A 20,444-nucleotide genomic window follows, 5' to 3' on the forward strand; every position below is an offset into this window, starting at 1 on the left:
CTACCTCATATTATGTTGATTAACAAAATCAATTACCTGTGCGGCGACTGGCAAGGGGGCATCTTCCATTAAAAAGTGTCCGGCCTGTTCAAAGATATGCAGCGTGGAAGAGACGATGTCGCGCTGCAAACGGCTTGCATACTCAACGGGTTGCCATTCATCTTCGGCGCCCCATAAAATCTGTACTGGCAGCCGGAGTTGCGGCAATTTTTCTGCAAAGTCACTGGTGTAACACTCATTATAGTGCGCAACCTGATGCTGATAAAATGAAGGTTGCCCTACCACACCACAAAGCGGTGCAAGATAATTTTCCAGCCGCTGCTCTGTCATACGATCCTTATTAAAAACCGCCATCTTTAACTGGCGAGACATTGCGCGGTAATGCTCGGTGGCGGGGATCAGCGCATAATCCGCATAATTATCCCGCATATCTCTCCATGTGGGCGAAGGCCAGGAGTCGTAGCTGGGAATATCGGCAATCGTAAGCGTCTTCAGAAGGGATGGGTTGTCGAACGCCAGTCTGAGTGAAATGGCCCCACCGATATCGTGACCAAAAAGATCTGTTTTTTCGATCTGCCAGTGTTCAAGCAGCCTTATCAGATAACCCACTTGTGCGGCAACCGAGGTATCAGCAGTCAAAGGGCGCTCTGACGCGCCAAACCCAGCCAGGTCATACAGATGAACATGAAAACCCGCATCGACAAATACCGGCACCAGTGACTGCCAGATTACTGAGTGTGCGGGCGTGCCATGAACCAGCACCAGAGGTCTTCCTGAACCATGGACTCCGGTCGCAATGCGACAACCATTTATCAGAACGTCGTCATTCAGTAATGGGTTATTAGCGGGCATCTGCTTTCTCCGTTGTGTTTGTTTCATTCAGGCTATCCGTTGACTGAATATGACACCAGTGACATTCTTTCCCGCTGTAATCCTACTTTTGTCATATAAAAATGAATAAACGACTCTCCGTTGACTCACTCAGAGTGTTCCGGACCGTGCTGCAAACGGGCAATATGAGTAAGGCCGCATTACTCCTCAACCTGAGCCAGTCCGCTGTAAGCTGGAAGCTCAGACGGCTTGAGGATCAACTTCAATGCCAGCTACTAACGCGCATCGCCGGAAAAGCCGTTCCGACAGAAAAGGGCAGCGTTCTGCTGCAACATGCGGAAAAAATACTTACTGAACACGATCATGCCGTGGCCTATTTTTCGCCTTCGGCGCTCCGTGGCAAGCTGCGAATTGGGGTCACTGAACACATCTCAATGACTGAAATATGCGGGGTGATTTCAACCTTCACTCACCACCATACAGAGGTGGATATACAACTGGTGGTGGAGCAAAGTCATCTCCTGCGTCAGCATTTTTCTGAAGGAAGTCTGGAGATCATTTTACATCAGGATTTCACGGGCACGGCATCGACGGAAGATAAGGTATTGTGGAGTGAAAATTTATACTGGTACGCAACGCCTGCCTGGCGACATGACTCGGATAAGAGCCTGAAACTTATTACCTGGGGACCGGATTGCTATTACCGTAACCTGGCTGAGGAGAAACTTCGCCAGGCAAACATTCCATTTGCTGTGATGCTGGAGTGTCCTTCAGTAGCGGGTATGCTTGCGGCGATAACCACGGGGCTGGGGGTGGGAATACTCAATCAATACAGCGTTGATAAAGCCATTTGTAATGTGCCTGAACTTGAGAAATTGATGTCTCTGCCGTCGGTCGATTGCCTGCTACGCCTGAATAAACACCGCATTAATCCAGCAAGCGAGGCCTTCTGCGAGATGCTGACCAGGCTGATGCATAAAGATTGAAAGTGAATTGGCTGCAATGAGTTGATGAAAAGAGGCGTTGTTAATAATGTCCGCTTCCGACCAGGCGAACATTTTTCCCATCTTCAACTAACAACCTGAAACCGAAGCCTGCCTCGGTAAAATTAAGCTGGCGGCCGGGAATTATCAGATGATGTTGTGAACTGACACTAAGGCTGAACAAGGCTGTTCTGACGGTCAATATTAAAGCCAAACACACAAAACCCCAGCAAATCTTTTGCCTCATCCTCCACCCGCGTAATCATAACCAAATCGGTACTACCGCCGGGCAGCTTTACCTCAAACGGAGGATAAGGAAGGCTTTTTGTCCTGAAATCCTGCAACCAAAGCAACTTCTCGGCTTGAGACGGTATCACTTCAAAAATATGGCGATGGATAATGTCCTGCATTGGCCAGCCAACCCGCGCTGCAAAGGTATCACTTGCGTCAACAATCATCAGTTCAGGGCTGAGAAAACAGATAGAGGTGTCAGGCGCAGCATACATCGATGAAATCTGATGCGCGCGCTGCTCAAGAGACATTCGTGCCACACGACTATGAAATTTACGGCCAGAGCCAGCGGTGAGAAAATTATGTGTTTCTTCAGCCGGAACTGGCCTGCTGAATAAGTAGCCTTGTGCATAAGCGCAACCGATACCCCGCAACATCTCAGCTTGTTCCTCTGTTTCAACACCCTCAGCAATGACGTCCATATCCAGGCTGCGGCCCAAACCGACTACGCTGGAGATAATTTTCCGGCTATCCTTTTTCTGAAGCATTGAACGAATAAAACTGCCATCAATCTTAATCGTGCTGGCGGGAAGCTGGATAAGCCAGGCAAGGCTTGAACAGCCGGTGCCAAAGTCATCCATAGCAATCATACAACCCATTTCAGACAATGCTTCGAGTTCTGCTTGAGCCGTCTCTATATCATCGATCAATGCTGTCTCGGTAATTTCTATCCTGAGCCGTGATAGGCTGAACTGATAACGTTCAGCCAGTTTCCTTAAAATTTCGGGAAGGTGCTTACCGTTCAGTTGTGAAGGAGAAACATTTATAGACAGAAACTGGTGTTCTGGCCAGGTGCTCGCTGTCATGAATCCCTGAGCGGCCAGACTTGTCATCAGCTCATTGAGTAACCCATGATGTTCCATAACCGGAATGAACGCAGCCGGAGATACGATAAGCCCTTCGGGCATAATGCGGCGTGCCAGCAATTCAAAACCCACTACGCGCTGATCCTCAAGTGAGACTATCGGCTGGAAAAAAGGTTTAAACTCGCCCGACTTAATTAGCTGCTGATAAGCTGCACGAGAATCAGCATCTTTCAATCTTTCATTCATTTAAATATCCTGAAACGTATTTCTGTAAGGCACTGATGACCTGAGCGGGAGTGGAATAGAAAACCTGTTTTTAAAACCCCGTTTTGCATGCGGTAGAAGAATTAATATTTTGCAGACGTCATTTTTCCGGAGGCCTTAAATTCTCTATGGTTATTAAGTGCGAGACACATAGTTAAGATGTCAGTGAGCGGGAAAAGTTCATGAACATAAAATGTCATACTTATTTAACTCACGGGTCTGCATGACGCTGATGGTATCTGGTATGGTAAACCAGAAAAAAATTGAAACCAATCCCATAAAAATATCGCTTAAGTTAAATATTAAACCCTGTTAATGCATTTAATATGATCAGCAACCAGTCTCTCTTATGCGTTGACGAAGTATACTGAGTGATATCAATAAGTCATGTGCGGGTTTTAGTCTGTGAGCCTGGGTAAGATCTCACAGCTAAGCCACTCATTTAATACCTGCGATAACCAGCTAATATAAATCCATAACCGCGTGTCAAAGCTAAGCATAACATTTCACAGTCCATTTTCAGGCGGAATCGGAGCGTTGAGATTATAAGGGCTGAAATTTTTCAGATATCATAGACCAAGGATAAATTTGCGCCACATGATTTCAAAAAAATAAATTTAGCACGCTGGCGGTGATGCTCATCCATCCCCTCAGTTCCGGTAGTTGTCGCTGACGAACTATCTATAGCATCTTGTTACAGTATTAATTCAAACCAGCGACCTTTAACTGAATATCCAGACAGTTCTGCCGATAACCCTTTGAGGCATATTTTTATGCCTTTATATGCTCACCAGGAGAAATAATGCTGAATTTATTCCGGAAACAGTCCGCCAAAGAGCCGACAACGATGGATATCGCTGAGAAATTTATCGATGAAACGCTGGATGTGGATCATAGTGATGCCACGCTGCTGAAATGTATTATGAACCTCAGCCAGAAAGGCTACTGGTATGTAGAGACGACCGATCTTAAAAGTGATGCGCCTGCATTTGTTTCACCTGAAGCACGCCAGCTTATGGGATTGCCTCTGCAGAAGGAGGTCGGGATCTCTTCGCTGATCCAGATGATCCATGCGGATTTCCGGGAAGCGTTCAAAGGTTTGATAAGTCATACACTCAAACATAGTGGTGATGAGAAGCTGTTACGCTGCCTGATAAAAACTGGCGCAAACACCTTTCAGTGGTTTTGCATTCGTGCATCATACAGTCGTAAATTTACGCCGCCGCGTCTGATCGCCGTTATAGAGAATACGGAAGAAGAAACGTCACAGTCCCGCCAGTTTGATATTGTCTCCACCCGTTTTGACCTGTCGCGCGAAATGCTTAATGACGGCCTCTGGGATCTGGATATTATTGGCGGAAATCCCCTGAATCCCGACAACGTATTCTGGTGGTCCCCGCAGTTCAGAAAGCTGCTGGGTTTTGAAACCATTGAAGAGTTTCCTGATGTGATGGACAGCTGGGCATCACGCCTGCACCCGGATGACAAACAGAATGCGCTCGATGCTTTCGTCAGCCACCTGATGGACTTCAGTGGTAAAACCGGTTTTGATATTGAATATCGTCTTAAACTGCGAAGTGGTGAGTACCGGTGGTTTCAGGCCCGCGGGCAGACTAAACGTGCACCTGATGGTACCCCTTTGCGTGCCGTCGGCGCGCTTATTGATATTCAGGGCCGTAAAGACCGTGGGCGACATGAGGAAAGCGAAGTCAGGCGAAACATTCAGACCGCCGAAACCGCAAAAGAAATTGCCGAACTCGTCTCTGAAAACGGGATTATTGCTGCGCAGATCAAACTCATTTCACTGAACGCCAGTATCGAAGCCGCGAGGGCAGGTGTACATGGCCGTGGGTTTTCTGTCATCGCCAGTGCTATCCGGGGATTAGCGGAAAGAACGGCAGATATCACCGGACACATTTCTCGTCTTCAGATGCGAATAAGTAATTCTGCTAGCGGCACAGAAAAATCACCTGAACAATAAACATCACACATTGATGAACGCTTATCTCAGGTGAACACAGGGATGTTCTGGTGAAGAGATACCACAGCCTGTCTCTGATTTACTGTAACCAGAACATCAGTGCAGTTCGCAGTCTCTGCCTTATGAAAATCCTCCCGGAGTGGGTTCACATTTCAGTATGCGAACCTGCTCTGGGGGTTACACAGCACCTCAGAGCAGATATCTGAAAAGTGAGTAGCCCGCAAGCTTTCTCATCTGTGGTTCACATCCGGAAGTGCATAACGATAGCAACAGAGTGATGAATAACAATCATTTTTCTGTGAATGTCAGCTCCTGGCACTGAGCAGGCAGCGTTACGCACAAATCAACGTTCACTCTACGTTCAACACCTCACCAGCCGGCGCCGTAACGGTGAGGAAATCAACCTGTTAGCAGTCCGTTTTTACCGCAAATATCATTTTCCTGTCATTTATATTCTTTACGCTGTCAGCTTTCCCTCATGGATTTTAATATTATGAAAATAAAAACGATTTCTTTGGTTATAAGTTGTGCGCTCTCATTTTCTGGTCTTGCGGCGCAACCTCAGGCTGAGCACTATATCGTCAGTTTTCCGGAAGGTACGCGCGTGAGCTACAGCGGCGCATTCGCCAGTGCGTTTCCGGATGGTTTGCCGGTGGGAATCGGCTCCGGTTTGCTGTTTACCGGTAAGCAGGGGGATGCGCTCACCTTCGCGACCGTCACCGATCGCGGGCCGAATGCCGACTCACCCGATGTGGGCAAACATGAGTCAAAAATTTTCGTCACGCCAGACTTCGCTCCGCTGCTGATGAATATTCGGGTGCAGAACGGCAAAGCAGAAGCCACGGATGCCCGACCGCTGCATGACGACAAGGGCAATATTAACGGATTGCCGCTACAGGATGGTGTCATCGGCTCAACCAATGAAATTGCGCTAAGTGACACACTGAAAGTGCTGAAGGGCGATAATCGTGGTCTGGATACGGAAGGCATTACGCCGGACGGGAAGGGCGGGTACTGGTTGTGCGACGAATATGGCCCGTTTCTGATAAACGTTGATCAGCATGGCAAGATTCTGGTGATTCACGGGCCGCAGGCCATGGCAGGAGAAAAATCCATTGCGGGCGGACTGCCTAATATTCTTAAGTGGCGTCAGCCTAATCGTGGTTTTGAAGGGCTTACCCGTATGCCGGACGGGCGTATCATCGCCGCGGTGCAGAGTACGCTGGATATCAACGGTAAAAGTAAAAAGCAGGCGCGCTTTACCCGGCTGGTGAGCTTCGATCCGGCGACCGGGAAAACCGCGATGTATGGATACCCTATCGACAGCCAGGCTTATAGTAAAAACAGCGACGCCAAAATTGGCGATATCGTGGCGCTCGATAATCAGCATATTCTCTTGATTGAACAGGGCAGCGATAAAAACGACGCGATGCGCAACCTTATCTATAAGGTGGACCTCAGTGCGGCTACCGATCTTGCCGCATTCGACAAGCCTGGTGAGTATCCGGAGTCGGACGACGAGAAAGCGCTGGCGCAGCGAGGCATTAAGCTCGCAGCTAAAACGCTGGTGGTCGATTTACGTCAACTCGGCTGGCAGCAGGAGAAGGCCGAAGGACTGGCGCTGATCGACAGTAAAACGCTGGCGGTCGCCAATGACAATGACTTCGGCGTGAAAACGGTCATGCAAAATCCGGTGGAAGGTAAGAAACGCAAGGATTATCGGCTGAACGAAAAGGCGGAACTTACTGTAGAGGGTAAGCCGGTTGCAACGACGATCGGCGTGAAGCCGCTGAAGAAACCGGAGTCGGACAGCGAGTTATGGATCGTAACGCTGCCGGAATCGTTGAAATAAACAGTCCCCTTACCCTTGGCTGTCTCCTTTAGTGCCTGACTTTCTGTAAAAGAGCAGGATACAGCCCGGATTTACCCGCGAAAGATCGGTCTGCGCCGTTTTGTTATAGCGGCCGGCAGCAGACCGATATTCGTTTAAGCGGTTAAACAGCTTTCCACCGCGTTGCGGCATTAAGCGTCACTGGCGAACTTTAAACGCCAGCCTGACTATTATTTATTATTTTCAATGTGATAACCGATGCCTTCTTCAGCCGAGCGCTTTCGATATCGGGCAACCCGGTCAACAACGGCTTACCACCTCATGTTACAAGGCGTTATTATAACATTGTGTAATAATGTGTTATTTGCCTCTTCAACAGACCCTTCCCACCGTGTAAGTTCTGGAGTCTCATACGTTTGTCGTCCCCGTAATCCGCTGAGGAGAAAGAGAGTGAAAGCAACCGCAATGGCCGCTACAAGTCTGTTAATGCTGATGAGCAGTGTTCACGCTGAAGGTCTGACGACGTCGGCAGAGGGTAAAAACCTCGCCGTCAGCTTCGGCCAGCCCACTATCAAACAGGTGCTGCACTACCGAAAAATGTATGACAAAAAGCCGTTTCCGGATGCTGAGATTTATTATTACGACAACGGCACCTATAAAATCATTTCTCAGGGTGAAAACCACTACGGCGTTTACGTTATGCAGGGCAAGTTTGATGATGAAACTTTCACCGTGCGTTTTATCTCTCTGCCTTCTGCTGACTGGGGTAATAAAACCGCTTTTCATCAGTTAACCTTTATCAGGGGTGACGGGCAGAACGTCTTTATTCAGAATGCAATTGTGGATACGGGTGAAGCCATTGCGCAGCAGAACGGCACCTATACTCAGGAAAAAAACACCGTAACCAACCCGGTTTCTACCAGCTGGGAAAACAAATAATTGTCGGGTGGCAGCGGGTCTGCCACTCTGATCCAAACCCGGTGCCAGCCACGTTCCTCGCGAAGGATCGTATTAAGTTTTGACTGGCGCACACCTTTACGCATTTATTTTTTTACTCAGAAAATGCATAGCCGCAATTAAATGCTTTATATTTCATAGCCTGATGTACATTTGCCCTGCCGCGCCCACGCCAGCAGTGTGAGCGCCCTGCAACAGGCAGTACCGGTAATCTGCCTGTGAAGGGTTACTCCTGCTTTTTTTGTTAATGCCAACACTCATTATGTCAGGTCCTGAGGCGTAAATATGGACAGAGTTTCACCCCTGCTGGATGTGCAGGACGTCGCTTTTTCAATAGGGGATCGTCAGCTACTGAAACCGGTCTCCCTGCAGTTATGTCAGGGTGATTACGTCTTGCTGACCGGTCCATCCGGAAGCGGAAAAAGTACCTTCCTCAAAATCCTTGCTTCGCTGATTACCCCCACCTCCGGGCAAATTTTTTTCAGGAACAGTGAGGTCACCACGCTAAAAGCAGAGGCCTATCGCCAGCAGGTCTCGTACTGTTTTCAGACGCCGCAACTGTTTGGTCAGACGGTATATGACAACCTGGCGCTGCCATGGCAGATTCGCCGTCAGAAACCTCAGCGGGATAAACTTGTTGCTGCGCTGGAAAGCGTAAATCTCTCTCCGGATATGCTGAATAAACCTGTTGAACAACTTTCAGGCGGAGAAAAGCAGCGTGTCGGACTACTACGCAATTTGCAGTTTATGCCTGAGGTGCTGTTGCTGGATGAAGTCACCAGCGCCCTTGATGAAGAGAACAGGCTGTCAGTACTTTCATTGATTAACCGGATCTCAGCTGAAGAAAAGGTAGCCGTGGTGCGGATCAGCCATGATGTTAACGATATTCAGCAGGCTGAGCAGGTGCTTCGCCTTGAGCCGCCAGAAAAGGAGAATAAGCGTGAATCAGCATAATATCAGTGACACCTCGCTGTTGCTGTCACTGACGCTGGTCGTTATAGCGCTGCTTATCAGCCAGAAAGAAAAGCTCGGCATGAGCAAAGATATTCTCTGGAGTGTATCCCGGGCGATAATTCAGCTGGTGATTGTCGGCTTTGTATTGAAGTCGATTTTCGATGTTAATAATAGCTGGCTGACGGTACTGATGGTGCTGTTTATCTGCGTTAATGCCGCGATCAACGCCCGTAAACGCGGCCGAAATATTGATAACGCCTTTACGATATCGTTTGTCGCTATTTTTAGTGGCACCGTCATCACGCTGACGATTCTGGTGCTGAGCGGAGCGATAGCGTTTGTTCCGATGCAGGTTATTCCCATCACGGGCATGATCGCCGGTAATGCCATGGTTGCAGTAGGGCTCTGTTACAGCAACCTGAACCAGCGCTTCAGCGACAACCAGCAGAAAATTATGGAGATGCTGAGCCTTGGCGCATCGGTGAAGCTGGCATCGGGCCGCATCATTGCTGACAGCATTCGTACAGCCATGATGCCGACGGTGGACGCTGCCAAAACTGTCGGACTGGTCAGCCTGCCAGGGATGATGTCCGGACTGATTTTCGCCGGAATAGATCCACTCAAGGCGATTAAGTATCAGATTATGGTCACGTTTATGCTAATAGGGACCGCCAGTCTGTCAACGATCATTGCGGTCTATTTATCCTATCGTCGTTTTTATAATGCCAGGGCGCAGCTAAAAATATCGGATAGATCGCTGGATTAGTGAAACTGATTGGCGGATCTGAAGGTTATTGCTTATGAGGAAAGTAAGTCTGTTATCAGACGCGCTCGGTTGCTTGCGAGCGCTTAACTGACAGCAGAGTGCTCAGAGGATGCTGCAAAAACACTCCCCGCTGATCTGAAATATCCCGGCAGGGTTCGAGCTTTGATTGTTCATCTGGATGCCTGATACACAACTGGCTTTGGTTTTTAATTCTGCCTGTTCTGATAAAGGTCCCAGCGGTTGCCGTACAGATCTTCAAATACCACCACGGTTCCGTACTCCTCTTCACGAGGCTCCTGGGAGAATGTAACGCCTTTCGATTTCATGGCTTTGTAGTCTCGCCAGAAGTCATCCGTCTGCAGAAAAAGGAATACTCTTCCGCCGCACTGATTGCCGATAAAACCTTCCTGTCTTTCATTTGAAGCGCGAGCCAGAAGAAGATTGCAGTCGCTTTCAGGGTCAGGTGTAACTACAACCCAGCGTTTACCTGGCTGCGGTGTATCCTCAACAAGGGTAAAACCCAGCTTTTCGGTGTAATACTCAATTGCCCGATCATAGTCATCAACCACGATGGCCACATATCCCATACATCGCTTCTGCGTTCTCATTTCTGCTCCGTCATGTTTCAGGCCTGGTTGCCTTGAAACATTGTTTTAACACAAACGAGAATCCCGGAGTTGGGTGAATTGATTCAGTCATCACAGTATTCAGCCGTTGCATTAAAGATACATCAGCTGTCATCAGCCTATAATTTTTATAAATTCATGGCGCGGGTATCAAAAAATGTTTGAGGGATTTACTCATACACAAATCAGACTTTCTGAAGCAGTGCTAAATGTTCGCTATGGAGGTAATGGCCCTCCGGTTTTGCTGTTGCATGGTCACCCCCGTACCCACGTAACCTGGTCAAAGGTGGCCCCGCAACTTGCCAAATCTTTTACCGTGGTTTGTCCCGATTTAAGGGGATTTGGCCGCTTATCTAAACCTGCTGATGAGCCGAATCATGCTGGTTCTTCTTCGCTCAGCCTGAAAAACCCGAGCTGGCAATTTTAGCCGATCCAGATAAGTGGTATGGAGGCCAGCCCGAAACAATGGGGAATGATGAATACATTGAATTCAGGCGAGCTATACACGATCCGGAGACTGTACATGGAATGATCGAGGATTATCGTGCCGGTCTTACTATAGACAAAGAGCATGAGCTTTATGATCGTCAGAATGGGCGATTGATTGAATGCCCGACGCTCTGTTTATGGTCAAAATATGATGATCTGGAAGATATTTACGGCGACGTATTGGGCATCTGGAAATCCTGGGCACCGCATGTTCGGGGTAAAGCGATAGCCAGCGGTCACCATATGGCTGAAGAAGCACCAGAAGAAGTTACCACTGAGCTCCGGCATTTTTTGTTGCATGAGAATCCTTAACTGGCCGGTGCGTAGTTAAACAACATCCCATTCTCCATCCCCTGATAACGAATCCGTGTTCCTGCATTGTCATGTTAAGGTTAAAACTCTTCAACAACATGAGGATAGCAACATGATTGTCAGAACATGGCACGGATGCGTACCGGCCAGGCATGCCGAAGGCTTTGCAACTCACTTGCAGAAGACCGGTGTTGAACATTCAGCAGCGACGCCAGGAAATCTGGGAGCCTATGTACGCAGAGAAACCCAGGGCGAGTGGGAGCATTTCTTCCTTGCGACGTACTGGGAAGATTCAGAAGCCATCAAAGCCTTTGCAGGCGACCAGTATCAGATTGCCGTTACCTATCCGGATGATGAACAATATGAGTTGTTATCAGATCCCTACGTTTTTCAGCATCATGTCCAGACTGTAATCCCATTATAAGTATTTGCCTGCCGCCGCCAGAAGGCGGCTAATCACTCACCTGTGTTTGTCCGCTGACTCAGCATTAAATTTTATCAGACGAAAAGCATGACTTTTAACACAAGTTTTAGATAAAGCCTTTTAATTGTAGATTGATCGATCTACAATCAATCGTCAGCACAGGAGAACCTTATGAAAGCATCAGCAGGCAGACCCAGAGAATTCGATCCAGAGACCTTCCTCAACACCGCACTTGAATGCTTCTGGCAGAAGGGATATCAGGCAACATCTATGGCTGACCTTATGAAAGCATCGGGTCTGGCAAGTGCCAGCATCTATAAACTTTATCCCGATAAGCGCGCTATCTACCTGGCTGCTTTGCAGCGATACATGGATGCAGGCATTTCAAGGACAGTGAAACGACATGCAGAAATGTCGCCGGAAGCTGCCTTGCGAGAAACGCTCGAATTTGTGGCTCAGTTATCATCTGCTCCTGCCGGAGAGAAAGGGTGCTTTACTATTGCGGCAGCCAGCGAGCTTTTACCCGGAGACGAAGAGGTTAAAGGCAAAGTTTCCTGTAAATTTAACCATTTAATTAACGAGTTAGAGAATATCTTAAAAAAAGGCCAGGATCAGCGGGTATTTCGCCAGGATGAAGATGCGCGAGTCATGGCTCAAAGCATTTTCATGATGCTGGAAGGTATGCGGATATATGGAAAACTCCAGCCAGAGATTGGAGATCTGAGAAAAAGTAATGACTTCATTGTCAGAACGATACTTTCAGACAACCATGACGTAACCGGCAATAGTGCGGTTAAGGCTTCAGTATGATTGAAGTGGGCACCATTGTTCGGCGAAGAAAAAGAAGAAGAATAATGGTGGTAATTGAATATGCAGATGGCATGGCATTATGCGGCTGGTTCGATAAAGGACTTTTTTTTAAAAGACGTTTTCCACTATCTGAATTAAAAATAGGCATACCTTATTCAGATTACTGGTCACTTACATAGAATTGGCATGATAGTGATCATTAAAGATTATTTGAATTTAGTAGCTGGTGTAAGTAATAGAAATTCAAAGCATTTGAGACTGGAAGTCCCGCTCAAAAGGCCTTGCTCTTGATGAGAAGGAGGAGATGAATCTATCGGCTACTCTGACGACTTTTTCAGCCCTGAAACACCTTAAATAGAGAAGTCCACGCCCAGCCTGATGAGGAGTGAACCATCAAAAAGACTAATATGCCTGCTATCCGTTCTGGCAGTTTTCAGGAAAGCTTCCGTTTGGGCTGTTATAAAATCACTCTCTGGCTCACTATAACAGGGGCAGGCTTGTAGTGAGGGAGCATCTGCCAGAATAGGCGATGCAATGCTTCTTATTCCAGGCATTGCATTACATTGCAGTGCATTAAGCTATCCTCCTCACTTCTGGAGGGAATCATGAATAACAGCAAAATCGTCGTTTCTCTGACTTTGGCCATGTCTCTTTTTTGGGTTGGTGCATCTGAAGCTAAAACATCGAAGCAGTCCGATGACCAAATCCGTCAGCTCATTATCGAAGATTCAATCGCCGCCTATCCTGGTGTCTGCGCATGCCCTTTTAACGCAGCGCGCAATGGCAGTAGTTGTGGCAGGCGAAGCGCATGGAGCAAGCAGGGCGGATATGCACCTGTCTGTTATAAAAAAGAAGTCTCAAAGGAAATGGTTGATGACTGGCGTAATAGTCATAACGCTTAAAAAATTTAGCGTCTGAATCTTATAGTCGGGAAGAGCGAAAGGGTAAGCTAAGTAAATTTCCTGAATAACCCGTCATCGCTTAAGTCTGTTGCTATTAATATCGCGGATTAATCATGCTAAAACGCAGTCTACCTGCTATTACATTTCCTTATACAGGCATTAGTTTTAGATAAATCATTATTACCGTAACCGGCTGCCCTTAATTCGCCGTACTTTTGTGAGTCAAAAGACTCAGGATGATTATCACTCAGCGATCACCGGACATCACATTGCCCGGTAATCAGCTGATTTACATCGGTGCTACAGCCTCAGCTTATTTTTGAGATTGCTGATTTTGCTCAGCCTCTTTCTGTTTTTTCTTCGCCATATGATGACCGACTGCGCAGCCCGCTGCGGCACCGGCCACACCATGATGAGCAACATGACCTGCGACGCCGCCTACTGCGGCTCCCTTCAGACATCCCTGGGCATTAGCCTGTAAATTCACCGACAGAAACAGTCCGGTAGCAATAACAATAACTGATAATTTTTTCATCACTTAATATCCTGGTAGTTATAGTTGCAGGTTGAACTCAGCAGAGCATAGCCGCACTCTGGGGTGTTTCGCTTACCGGGATACAGGAATCACGACATTAGTTACCTGTCGTTACGCTTTTCACGCAATAAGGAGGCCGGTTGTCCTGCTTTTAATCAGCTGACTGGCTCGCCATTGTTATGAATTCATAAATTATCATGAGAATGTTGTCCTTCGGCACAACAGATACTGTTGTCAGGCCAGAGTGAGTATCAGGTACTTTCCTGACTGCTCTTCGCAACTGAACTTCCCGCCCGGTACCAGCTTAATAGTTTTAACATTTACACACCTCAACTTTGTTTCTCTACAAAGATACGAACGAGAGTGACAGGTAAAACCAAATCGCCACATCTTGTCTGAGCTGAAGTCGGATCTCCACCCGTACACTCATCGTTTGCATATCCAAAGAAGCTATCGGCATCGGGTTGATACAAAATCATACCTGTTGCCGGAGCAAAGCAGAGTGGTGCACTCTTCAATAAGGTAAACATCACCTGCCTGTACCCTGGCACATTAACCTGTAATGGAATGTCACAGAACGCAGAAAGGTTTGGGAGAGAACTATTTCCTGGCGGGCAGGGCTTAATTAGTAATAATTAAACGCAGGCTAAACAAAGGTGTGGATTAATTATTTTAATAGTCTTTGTTTAAGTTGCAGCCACTATCTGCATCCTGATTCGTCCTTAATAAATTCTTAATTAAATTCATTTATAAAAATCCTACTAAGTTCACGGAAAAAAATTATAAATAAAGCTTGCTCCCAAATGGGTAAAATTGTTCAAATCAGACGCTGAACCCAGCGGGGTAAATATATTTGATGCTTCCCCTGTTTTTCCTGAATATAAACAAAATATAAATGAATGGTTTTTACTGAAATAATTACAGTATTGTTGAGCCTGGCGATAATTATCAGCCTGGTAAGGGTCTGGTTTACTGCCTGATAAGTTAGAGACGTGTTAGTGTCGGGTTCAGCAATCACCTGAGTTTTCCAGGGTGCTGATCAAAACTTATTTATCCCAGACTATTAAATTATCGTTTTGATTTTTCCTATTCGTGAAACATTTGTTAATGCTTTCCTTTTATCAACCAGGTCGAATGGCACTCTCATGAAAAATATACTCATTACCGGTTCAACAGGTTTTTTAGGCGGGGCAGTCGTAGCCAGTTTATTGCAGAACAGAGTTAAAGATCGCCTGCTGCTGCTGCTGCTGGTCAGGGACGAAAGCGTTGAAGGGGGATTAAGACGGCTTAAAGCAAACCTGAAAAACTTTGGTTTAAATGAGTCACTAATCAACATGATAGCCCAGGAAAATATTCTCCTGGGCGACCTGGCGTTGACGGAAAACTTTATTACTGACCCGCGGATTAATGACGTTACGCACGTGATTAACTGTGCAGCCGTCGCTTCTTTTGGCAATAATCCCTCTATCTGGAAAGTGAATGTTGACGGAACATTTCAATTTGCCGAACGAATGAGTCGTGTCGCGGGCCTAAAAAAATTTATTCACGTTGGCACCGCAATGTCATGTGCGCCTGAACCCGGCTCGCTGGTCACTGAACGTGAGCCAGGATCCCATCGGGAGCAGCATATTGTTGAGTATACCTGGAGTAAGGCCTCAATTGAAAAGCTGATGACAGAGAAGCTGCCTGGATTGCCACTGGTTATTGCCCGGCCGTCGATTGTGATAGGTCATTCCGATCAGGGGTGTCTGCCTTCAGCCAGTATTTTCTGGGTGTTCCGGATGGTGTTGGCATTGGGGAAGTTTACCTGCGACCTCGACGATCGTATTGACGTGATTCCGGTTGATTACTGCGCGGAAGCGTTGGTTCTGCTTCTTGATGCAGAAGAGGTCATCAATGAGGTGATTCATATTTCTGCCGGAACACAGAGCAGTGTGACGTTTGCAGAAATTGATGAGGCGATGGCCAAAGCATCAGGGAGCAGGGCACTAGGCGTTAATTACCAGAAGGTGTCTTTTAAACAGCTTTCTGACAGCAGAAGAACGTTTAAGGATCTATTTGGTCCCTGCAACGAACGGATTATGTTGCGCGCAATGAACCTCTATGGTCATTTCTCAAACCTCAATGTGGTATTTGATAATTCCAAATTGCTGCAACTTGGCATGAACAAGCCCTCCAGATTCACTGATTATCTGGATCGCTGCGTACTGACGACACGTGATTCAACGATTGCCGAGCTGATGCAGGTTGATTTTAAGTAGTTAAAAAAAGAAGTCCGGGAAAAAATGAAGGTTAGTATTTAACCGCCAAAAAAGCGCCTCCAGCCGGAAGCGCTTTAGTCGTTTAAAATGTCATTGTCAGACCCGCGTAATATGCGCGTCCCGGCTCGTTATAGGTTGATGCACCATCAGCTTCGCGATATAGTTGTTTATCCAGCAGGTTATTAATACCCGCATTGGCACGCAGATTTTTGGTGATGTCATAATTAAAATTGACCCCAAATACTGAATAAGCGCCGACTTCGCGATTCGACATAGAATTGTTTTCTGTGCGGGATTCCGCATACTGGCGTGGTTTCTGACGACCATACATTGTCCAGTTCAGATTAGTGGAGAAATCCTGCGTCACCTGCCAGTCCAGCATCGTATTGATCGTGTATTCAGGAATGATCGATAGCGGATTACCGGTCTTTTTATCCTTCGACTCGATCATATAAGTTGCGTTAGTCCGCCACTCCAGCTCGTCACTGACCAGCGGGATAGTGACATTGCCTTCCAGACCTTCCACTACCGCTTTGCCACCGTTACTCCATTGCAGGATATTGTTGCCATTAGAGGCGTAACCCAATACTTCCGTCCCGGAGACGATTTTGTTTTTATAGTCATTGCGGAACCAGGTGATACCCGCAATATAGCCATCCTGACTGAACTCGATACCCAGCTCTTTATTGATGCTGACTTCAGGATCGAGATTTTCATTACCCAGCAGATAGCAACTGCCACGGGTAACGTTGATCGGACAGCCATTTCCCCGCGTCGCCAGCAAATAGCCTTCGCTGGACTGATAAAGGTTAGGGGCTTTGAACGCACGGGCGATACCCGCTTTCAGGGTAAAACTTTCTCCCAGAGCCTGAGAAATATTGAGCGACGGACTCCAGTTCGCGCCAAAGGTGTCGTGATAATCAAAGCGCAGACCGGGGATGACTTCAGTGCTATCGGTCGCAGCAATATTATCTTCAAAATAGAGTGAGCTCAGCGTTGCGCTATTTTTACTGTTGCGGCTGCCCGCATCACCACTGACACCATCGATGGATACGCCAGGCGCACTGGTGCCGTTCATTGAATTTGGATCGTTCAGCTCATCACGGTTCCACTCGGCTCCCAGCGTAACGGTCTGTTCACGCAGCAGTTCCAGCGGGAAGCTGACTTCGCCTCCAGCCCGGTAACTTTCAAAGCGACTGGTTGAGAACGTATTGCTGTTGATCCGGCCTTCACCCGCACCCGCCGTGCCTTCATTCAGGCGGGTGTTATTGGTTTTTTCATAGTTAAAGGTGAGCTTAGATTGTCCCCAGTCCCAGATGCCATTATGCGCAAGGCCCCAGGTCTGACGATACAGACGGTTGGTTTCTGAACCATCCAGAGATTCGATCAAGGCATTACCGGCACCGTTGCTGTACTGGGTATCACCGGCGTAGATGTTGCCCTGACGGCTGTATCCGTAGCTGAAATCCAGCACCTGTAATGGCGTAATCTTCCACGACAGCACGCTGTTGATGTCTTTATTGCGAACACCTTCGCGACCGGCGGCGGCAGAACCATTGTGCGACTGGTTAATGTCGAAAGCATCGCTGTCGGTTTTGTTGATGTTGCCATAGAGCCGCATGGTCAGGGCATCGCCCGCCAGCGGACCACTCAGGTTAAAATTAGCGCGACGGGTTGCGCCTTCTTTATCATCTTCCGGCTGGTTGGTATAAAGCGACAGCGATCCGCTCCAGTCATTGGTCGGGCGTTTGGTAATGATATTAACCACGCCACCGGCAGCGCCGGAACCGTAACGCGCTGCCGCCGGTCCACGAATCACTTCAATCCGTTCAACCATTTCTGGTGGTACCCAGTTTGAGTCACCGCGGGAATCGCGCTCGCCGCGCCAGCTATAACGCACCGAATTACGCGAGGTGGTCGGCACACCATCGATCAGAATCAGCGTATTTTCCGGCCCCATGCCGCGAATATCGATCTGACGATTGTTGCCGCGTACGCCGTTGGCGCTGTTGCCGGTAAGGTTTACGCCTGGCATTTTACGGATAATGTCGGAAAGGTCGTTGACCGGTGGGTTTTTCTCAATGTCCTGCGAGGTGATCACCGAAACACCAGGCTGCTGTTTCAGCTCCTGTTCAGCGGTGACCAGCATCGTCTCATCATCAGCCAGCTTTTCTGTCTCTTCCTGATTAGCGCCGTTAGCAGAGGTACTCAATAAACCGGCCAGCAGTAGCGCAACAGGGCGCTTATGGACACGCATGGTTACATTCACTTAGAAAATCTCCCTGAAGTATTAAGGCATGTAAGCAAATGCGTATGATAATGATAATAGTTATCATTGTATATCGCGGTAAGCCACCTTTACATTCCCTAACAATGGGCTATTTATTCGCCATAACGGTGAGCCAGGAGAGGGAAGTAACGGTAGTGTTACTTGTTGGTCATCCACCCGAAAACTTGCTCAGATTTCGTGAAAACGCGTCTTTATGACTCCAGACTTATTAGGTCTGGAGTCACAGATAAACAATGGATAGAATGGCCCGCTCTTCAGTGACTAACAGGTATAAATGTGACCCCAGATCTGACACAGATCCCTGCGCGTTCCGCCCACGTAGGCCGCCATGTATTGATCTGGCTGGAGCAGGTTAAAATGGCTTCGCTCAGCGAGCTGGATAATTTTGGCGATGAAGGCACGGTGGAGCAGGTCATGAAGGTCTGGGTAAAACTCTCGCTGTTGATCAGCCGGCGCCGTCCTGAGATCGCTATCTCCTCATTGCTGAAACATGTCCTGCCGAACATCGGTTCGCAGCCACTCAAAACGCTGAACCGTTTACGCCTTAACCGGCTCTATAACATTCTGATCGCCGACGGTAAAAAAGAGGAGGCGCGGCGGGTGTTCGCGCTGACTAAACAATTTCTCGCCTGGGCCGAGATGCAGGGCTATCTCGATCATTCACCGATCGCTTCAATGAAAAAGCGTGATGTCGCGGGTCGTGCTACGCCACCGCGCAGTCGGCAACTCACCGATGCCGAGATCTGGGTGTTCTGGCACGGTCTGGATAACTGGGCACTCTCAGAACAGGCGCGCTGGGCGCTGCGTTTATGTCTGGTCAGCGCCCGGCGGCCGGATGAAATTGTGCAGGCGCAGAAAGCGGAGTTCGATCTGCAATTAGGATTGTGGATGCAGGGTACGCGCAATAAATCGCAGCGGGAGCATGTGCTGCCCATTTCACCGCTAATGCGTCTGTGCATCGAAGCACTGCTGCGCGCCGCCGATCCGGACTCACCCTGGCTGGTGCCCGCGCCACGCGATCCGCAACAGCCGCTGTCAAAAGGCGCGCTGAATCAGGCACTTCGCCGGATGATCCGCGCTCCCCGTGGGCTGGGACTGGAGGCGTTTACCCCGCGCGATCTGCGCAGGACTGCGCGTTCAAAGCTCTCAGCGCTCGACACGCCTAATGACGTCGCCCGAAAAATCATGAACCATGCGCTGGAAGGAATCGATCGGGTCTATGACACCCATGACTATCTGAGCCAGATGCGCAGCGCCATGACTATCTTTTCGAACGCGGTTGAGCAGATTATTAGATGCGAAAGTTACCATCTGCTGCGTCATCGCTATGATGGCGAAACCCTCACGCTGGACGATCTCTCGGTCATGGCGATGTCACGCTAACGCTTATATCGGCAACTGTCAGAAATGGTAGCGCAGCCAGGCAAAATAGACGTTGCCGTTGTTATGGGTGCCGGGAATATAGGTCATCTGGAAATCGAGAGCGCCATAGCCGACAGAGGCCAGCGGCAATAGTGCAGGCACCGGAATATAATCCCAGTTGTGCCGTGCGGTAAAGCCCGCCGTGTAACCCGCACCCCAGTGAAAATTCTGGTCGGCCAGCGGACGCCATGTTGCCACCCAGCCATAGCCACCAAATGGCTCCCATTTATTAAAGGAGTCCTTAAACGCCATTAAGTAGATGCCGTTCCAGTTTCCTTTTTCATCGTAGCGGGAGATACCTCCGCCCGCGCCCCAGGGTCTTTCATTATATTTATTGATGTGTTCTCGATCGTAAGTGGCCCTGTTGTGCCAGGTAATCGCGGGCAGATAAAAGTCGTAACCTTCAGGCTGCTGCCAGGTTGTGGCGACTTTATCACTGAAATTATCCCAGCCCGCATTCACGGTCTCCACAAGTGTGGCGGAGTAGACTGAAAAAACACTGAAAACGGTGGTCGTTATCAGCGCTATAAGCGTTGAAATTTTGCGCACGTACGAATTCCTGCAATATCTGGTGTTAAATAAGGTGATAAAAGATTTAAGGCAGATATTGTGGCATCAGGAGTGACAACTACAGTTCAATGAACGGCCATAACAGGATTTTATCTTTATCAAATAATGATGCAGCAGCCCTGTTTCTCTGACAAGTCAG

Annotated in this window: 20 protein-coding genes; 14 read left to right on the forward strand and 6 right to left on the reverse strand. The window is 48.2% G+C overall.

What is annotated here, in order from left to right:
• Entirely contained in the window at positions 1-762 is a 762-nt protein-coding gene (locus FOV68_RS10600; RefSeq protein ID WP_143991003.1) for an alpha/beta fold hydrolase, read from the reverse strand.
• A 191-nt stretch (positions 763-953) separates the two neighbouring features.
• Between FOV68_RS10600 and FOV68_RS10605 the strand changes: the two genes are divergently transcribed.
• Positions 954-1,817, forward strand: coding sequence for a LysR family transcriptional regulator (locus FOV68_RS10605; RefSeq protein WP_143990800.1), 864 nt, complete (start codon positions 954-956; stop codon positions 1,815-1,817).
• A 167-nt stretch (positions 1,818-1,984) separates the two neighbouring features.
• On the opposite strand, the gene FOV68_RS10610 is transcribed toward FOV68_RS10605, so the two are convergent.
• Entirely contained in the window at positions 1,985-3,157 is a 1,173-nt protein-coding gene (locus FOV68_RS10610) for an EAL domain-containing protein (RefSeq protein ID WP_143990801.1), read from the reverse strand.
• An 820-nt stretch (positions 3,158-3,977) separates the two neighbouring features.
• On the opposite strand from FOV68_RS10610, the gene FOV68_RS24510 reads away from it, so the two are divergent.
• The 5 genes from FOV68_RS24510 to fetB all read left to right on the forward strand — a co-directional run bounded on the left by FOV68_RS24510 (position 3,978) and on the right by fetB (position 9,664).
• On the forward strand, positions 3,978-5,156 hold the full coding sequence (locus FOV68_RS24510) for a PAS domain-containing protein (RefSeq protein WP_143990802.1): 1,179 nt from the start codon (positions 3,978-3,980) through the stop codon (positions 5,154-5,156).
• 493 nt (positions 5,157-5,649) lie between these two features.
• Positions 5,650-7,008: an esterase-like activity of phytase family protein gene (locus FOV68_RS10620; RefSeq protein WP_143990803.1), complete on the forward strand. Its 1,359-nt coding sequence runs from the start codon at positions 5,650-5,652 to the stop codon at positions 7,006-7,008.
• A gap of 429 nt (positions 7,009-7,437) precedes the next feature.
• Positions 7,438-7,926, forward strand: a complete 489-nt coding sequence (locus FOV68_RS10625) for a hypothetical protein (protein WP_039389890.1) — start codon at positions 7,438-7,440, stop codon at positions 7,924-7,926.
• A gap of 303 nt (positions 7,927-8,229) precedes the next feature.
• Positions 8,230-8,898 carry an iron ABC transporter ATP-binding protein FetA gene (gene fetA, locus FOV68_RS10630; RefSeq protein WP_143990804.1) on the forward strand — a complete coding sequence of 223 codons (669 nt, stop codon included), beginning with the start codon at positions 8,230-8,232 and terminating at the stop codon, positions 8,896-8,898.
• The gene (gene fetB / locus FOV68_RS10635; RefSeq protein ID WP_143990805.1) at positions 8,885-9,664 is read left to right on the forward strand and encodes an iron export ABC transporter permease subunit FetB; all 780 of its coding nucleotides are present in this window, start codon (positions 8,885-8,887) and stop codon (positions 9,662-9,664) included. Before fetA ends, fetB begins: the two co-directional genes overlap by 14 nt.
• A gap of 206 nt (positions 9,665-9,870) precedes the next feature.
• On the opposite strand, the gene FOV68_RS10640 is transcribed toward fetB, so the two are convergent.
• Positions 9,871-10,272: a VOC family protein gene (locus FOV68_RS10640; protein WP_031593814.1), complete on the reverse strand. Its 402-nt coding sequence runs from the start codon at positions 10,270-10,272 to the stop codon at positions 9,871-9,873.
• Positions 10,273-10,447: 175 nt separating this feature from the next.
• Between FOV68_RS10640 and FOV68_RS24365 the strand changes: the two genes are divergently transcribed.
• The 6 genes from FOV68_RS24365 to FOV68_RS10665 all read left to right on the forward strand — a co-directional run bounded on the left by FOV68_RS24365 (position 10,448) and on the right by FOV68_RS10665 (position 13,227).
• A complete protein-coding gene (locus tag FOV68_RS24365) occupies positions 10,448-10,717 on the forward strand; it encodes an alpha/beta fold hydrolase (protein WP_255473663.1) in 270 nt (89 codons plus the stop codon).
• A gap of 101 nt (positions 10,718-10,818) precedes the next feature.
• A complete protein-coding gene (locus FOV68_RS24370) occupies positions 10,819-11,091 on the forward strand; it encodes an alpha/beta fold hydrolase (protein WP_255473664.1) in 273 nt (90 codons plus the stop codon).
• Between the two features lie 112 nt (positions 11,092-11,203).
• Positions 11,204-11,515, forward strand: coding sequence for an antibiotic biosynthesis monooxygenase (locus FOV68_RS10650; protein WP_031593817.1), 312 nt, complete (start codon positions 11,204-11,206; stop codon positions 11,513-11,515).
• 171 nt (positions 11,516-11,686) lie between these two features.
• A complete protein-coding gene (locus FOV68_RS10655) occupies positions 11,687-12,325 on the forward strand; it encodes a TetR/AcrR family transcriptional regulator (RefSeq protein ID WP_143990806.1) in 639 nt (212 codons plus the stop codon).
• Positions 12,322-12,504, forward strand: coding sequence for a hypothetical protein (locus tag FOV68_RS10660; protein WP_143990807.1), 183 nt, complete (start codon positions 12,322-12,324; stop codon positions 12,502-12,504). The genes FOV68_RS10655 and FOV68_RS10660 overlap by 4 nt, the downstream gene beginning before the upstream one ends.
• 465 nt (positions 12,505-12,969) lie before the next feature.
• Positions 12,970-13,227: a hypothetical protein gene (locus FOV68_RS10665; RefSeq protein ID WP_370513288.1), complete on the forward strand. Its 258-nt coding sequence runs from the start codon at positions 12,970-12,972 to the stop codon at positions 13,225-13,227.
• Positions 13,228-13,540: 313 nt separating this feature from the next.
• On the opposite strand, the gene FOV68_RS10670 is transcribed toward FOV68_RS10665, so the two are convergent.
• Positions 13,541-13,762 carry a hypothetical protein gene (locus tag FOV68_RS10670; protein WP_010247042.1) on the reverse strand — a complete coding sequence of 74 codons (222 nt, stop codon included), beginning with the start codon at positions 13,760-13,762 and terminating at the stop codon, positions 13,541-13,543.
• Positions 13,763-14,907: 1,145 nt separating this feature from the next.
• On the opposite strand from FOV68_RS10670, the gene FOV68_RS10675 reads away from it, so the two are divergent.
• Positions 14,908-16,023, forward strand: coding sequence for an SDR family oxidoreductase (locus FOV68_RS10675; protein ID WP_143990808.1), 1,116 nt, complete (start codon positions 14,908-14,910; stop codon positions 16,021-16,023).
• 82 nt (positions 16,024-16,105) lie between these two features.
• Here FOV68_RS10675 and FOV68_RS10680 read toward each other — a convergent pair whose 3' ends face one another.
• Entirely contained in the window at positions 16,106-18,280 is a 2,175-nt protein-coding gene (locus tag FOV68_RS10680; protein ID WP_115758116.1) for a TonB-dependent siderophore receptor, read from the reverse strand.
• A 309-nt stretch (positions 18,281-18,589) separates the two neighbouring features.
• Here FOV68_RS10680 and FOV68_RS10685 point away from each other — a divergent pair, with 309 nt between their 5' ends.
• Positions 18,590-19,696 (forward strand): site-specific integrase, encoded by a 1,107-nt coding sequence (locus FOV68_RS10685; protein WP_143990809.1) that lies wholly within the window; start codon positions 18,590-18,592, stop codon positions 19,694-19,696.
• A gap of 18 nt (positions 19,697-19,714) precedes the next feature.
• On the opposite strand, the gene pagP is transcribed toward FOV68_RS10685, so the two are convergent.
• Complete coding sequence (gene pagP / locus FOV68_RS10690; protein ID WP_143990810.1) at positions 19,715-20,284, reverse strand: lipid IV(A) palmitoyltransferase PagP; 570 nt, start codon at positions 20,282-20,284, stop codon at positions 19,715-19,717.
• Positions 20,285-20,444 lie beyond the last annotated feature (160 nt).

Source organism: Pantoea sp. paga, assembly GCF_007558755.1.
Classification (GTDB): domain Bacteria; phylum Pseudomonadota; class Gammaproteobacteria; order Enterobacterales; family Enterobacteriaceae; genus Pantoea; species Pantoea agglomerans.

Excerpts from the sequence above, each read along its gene's own strand:
- FOV68_RS10605 (WP_143990800.1), top strand. The coding sequence starts at position 954 with ATGAATAAACGACTCTCCGTTGACTCACTCAGAGTGTTCCGGACCGTG.
- FOV68_RS10610 (WP_143990801.1), bottom strand. The coding sequence starts at position 3,157 with ATGAATGAAAGATTGAAAGATGCTGATTCTCGTGCAGCTTATCAGCAG.
- FOV68_RS24510 (WP_143990802.1), top strand. The coding sequence starts at position 3,978 with ATGCTGAATTTATTCCGGAAACAGTCCGCCAAAGAGCCGACAACGATG.
- FOV68_RS10620 (WP_143990803.1), top strand. The coding sequence starts at position 5,650 with ATGAAAATAAAAACGATTTCTTTGGTTATAAGTTGTGCGCTCTCATTT.
- fetA (WP_143990804.1), top strand. The coding sequence starts at position 8,230 with ATGGACAGAGTTTCACCCCTGCTGGATGTGCAGGACGTCGCTTTTTCA.
- FOV68_RS10640 (WP_031593814.1), bottom strand. The coding sequence starts at position 10,272 with ATGAGAACGCAGAAGCGATGTATGGGATATGTGGCCATCGTGGTTGAT.
- FOV68_RS24365 (WP_255473663.1), top strand. The coding sequence starts at position 10,448 with ATGTTTGAGGGATTTACTCATACACAAATCAGACTTTCTGAAGCAGTG.
- FOV68_RS24370 (WP_255473664.1), top strand. The coding sequence starts at position 10,819 with ATGATCGAGGATTATCGTGCCGGTCTTACTATAGACAAAGAGCATGAG.
- FOV68_RS10650 (WP_031593817.1), top strand. The coding sequence starts at position 11,204 with ATGATTGTCAGAACATGGCACGGATGCGTACCGGCCAGGCATGCCGAA.
- FOV68_RS10655 (WP_143990806.1), top strand. The coding sequence starts at position 11,687 with ATGAAAGCATCAGCAGGCAGACCCAGAGAATTCGATCCAGAGACCTTC.
- FOV68_RS10660 (WP_143990807.1), top strand. The coding sequence starts at position 12,322 with ATGATTGAAGTGGGCACCATTGTTCGGCGAAGAAAAAGAAGAAGAATA.
- FOV68_RS10665 (WP_370513288.1), top strand. The coding sequence starts at position 12,970 with ATGTCTCTTTTTTGGGTTGGTGCATCTGAAGCTAAAACATCGAAGCAG.
- FOV68_RS10670 (WP_010247042.1), bottom strand. The coding sequence starts at position 13,762 with ATGAAAAAATTATCAGTTATTGTTATTGCTACCGGACTGTTTCTGTCG.
- FOV68_RS10675 (WP_143990808.1), top strand. The coding sequence starts at position 14,908 with ATGAAAAATATACTCATTACCGGTTCAACAGGTTTTTTAGGCGGGGCA.
- FOV68_RS10680 (WP_115758116.1), bottom strand. The coding sequence starts at position 18,280 with ATGCGTGTCCATAAGCGCCCTGTTGCGCTACTGCTGGCCGGTTTATTG.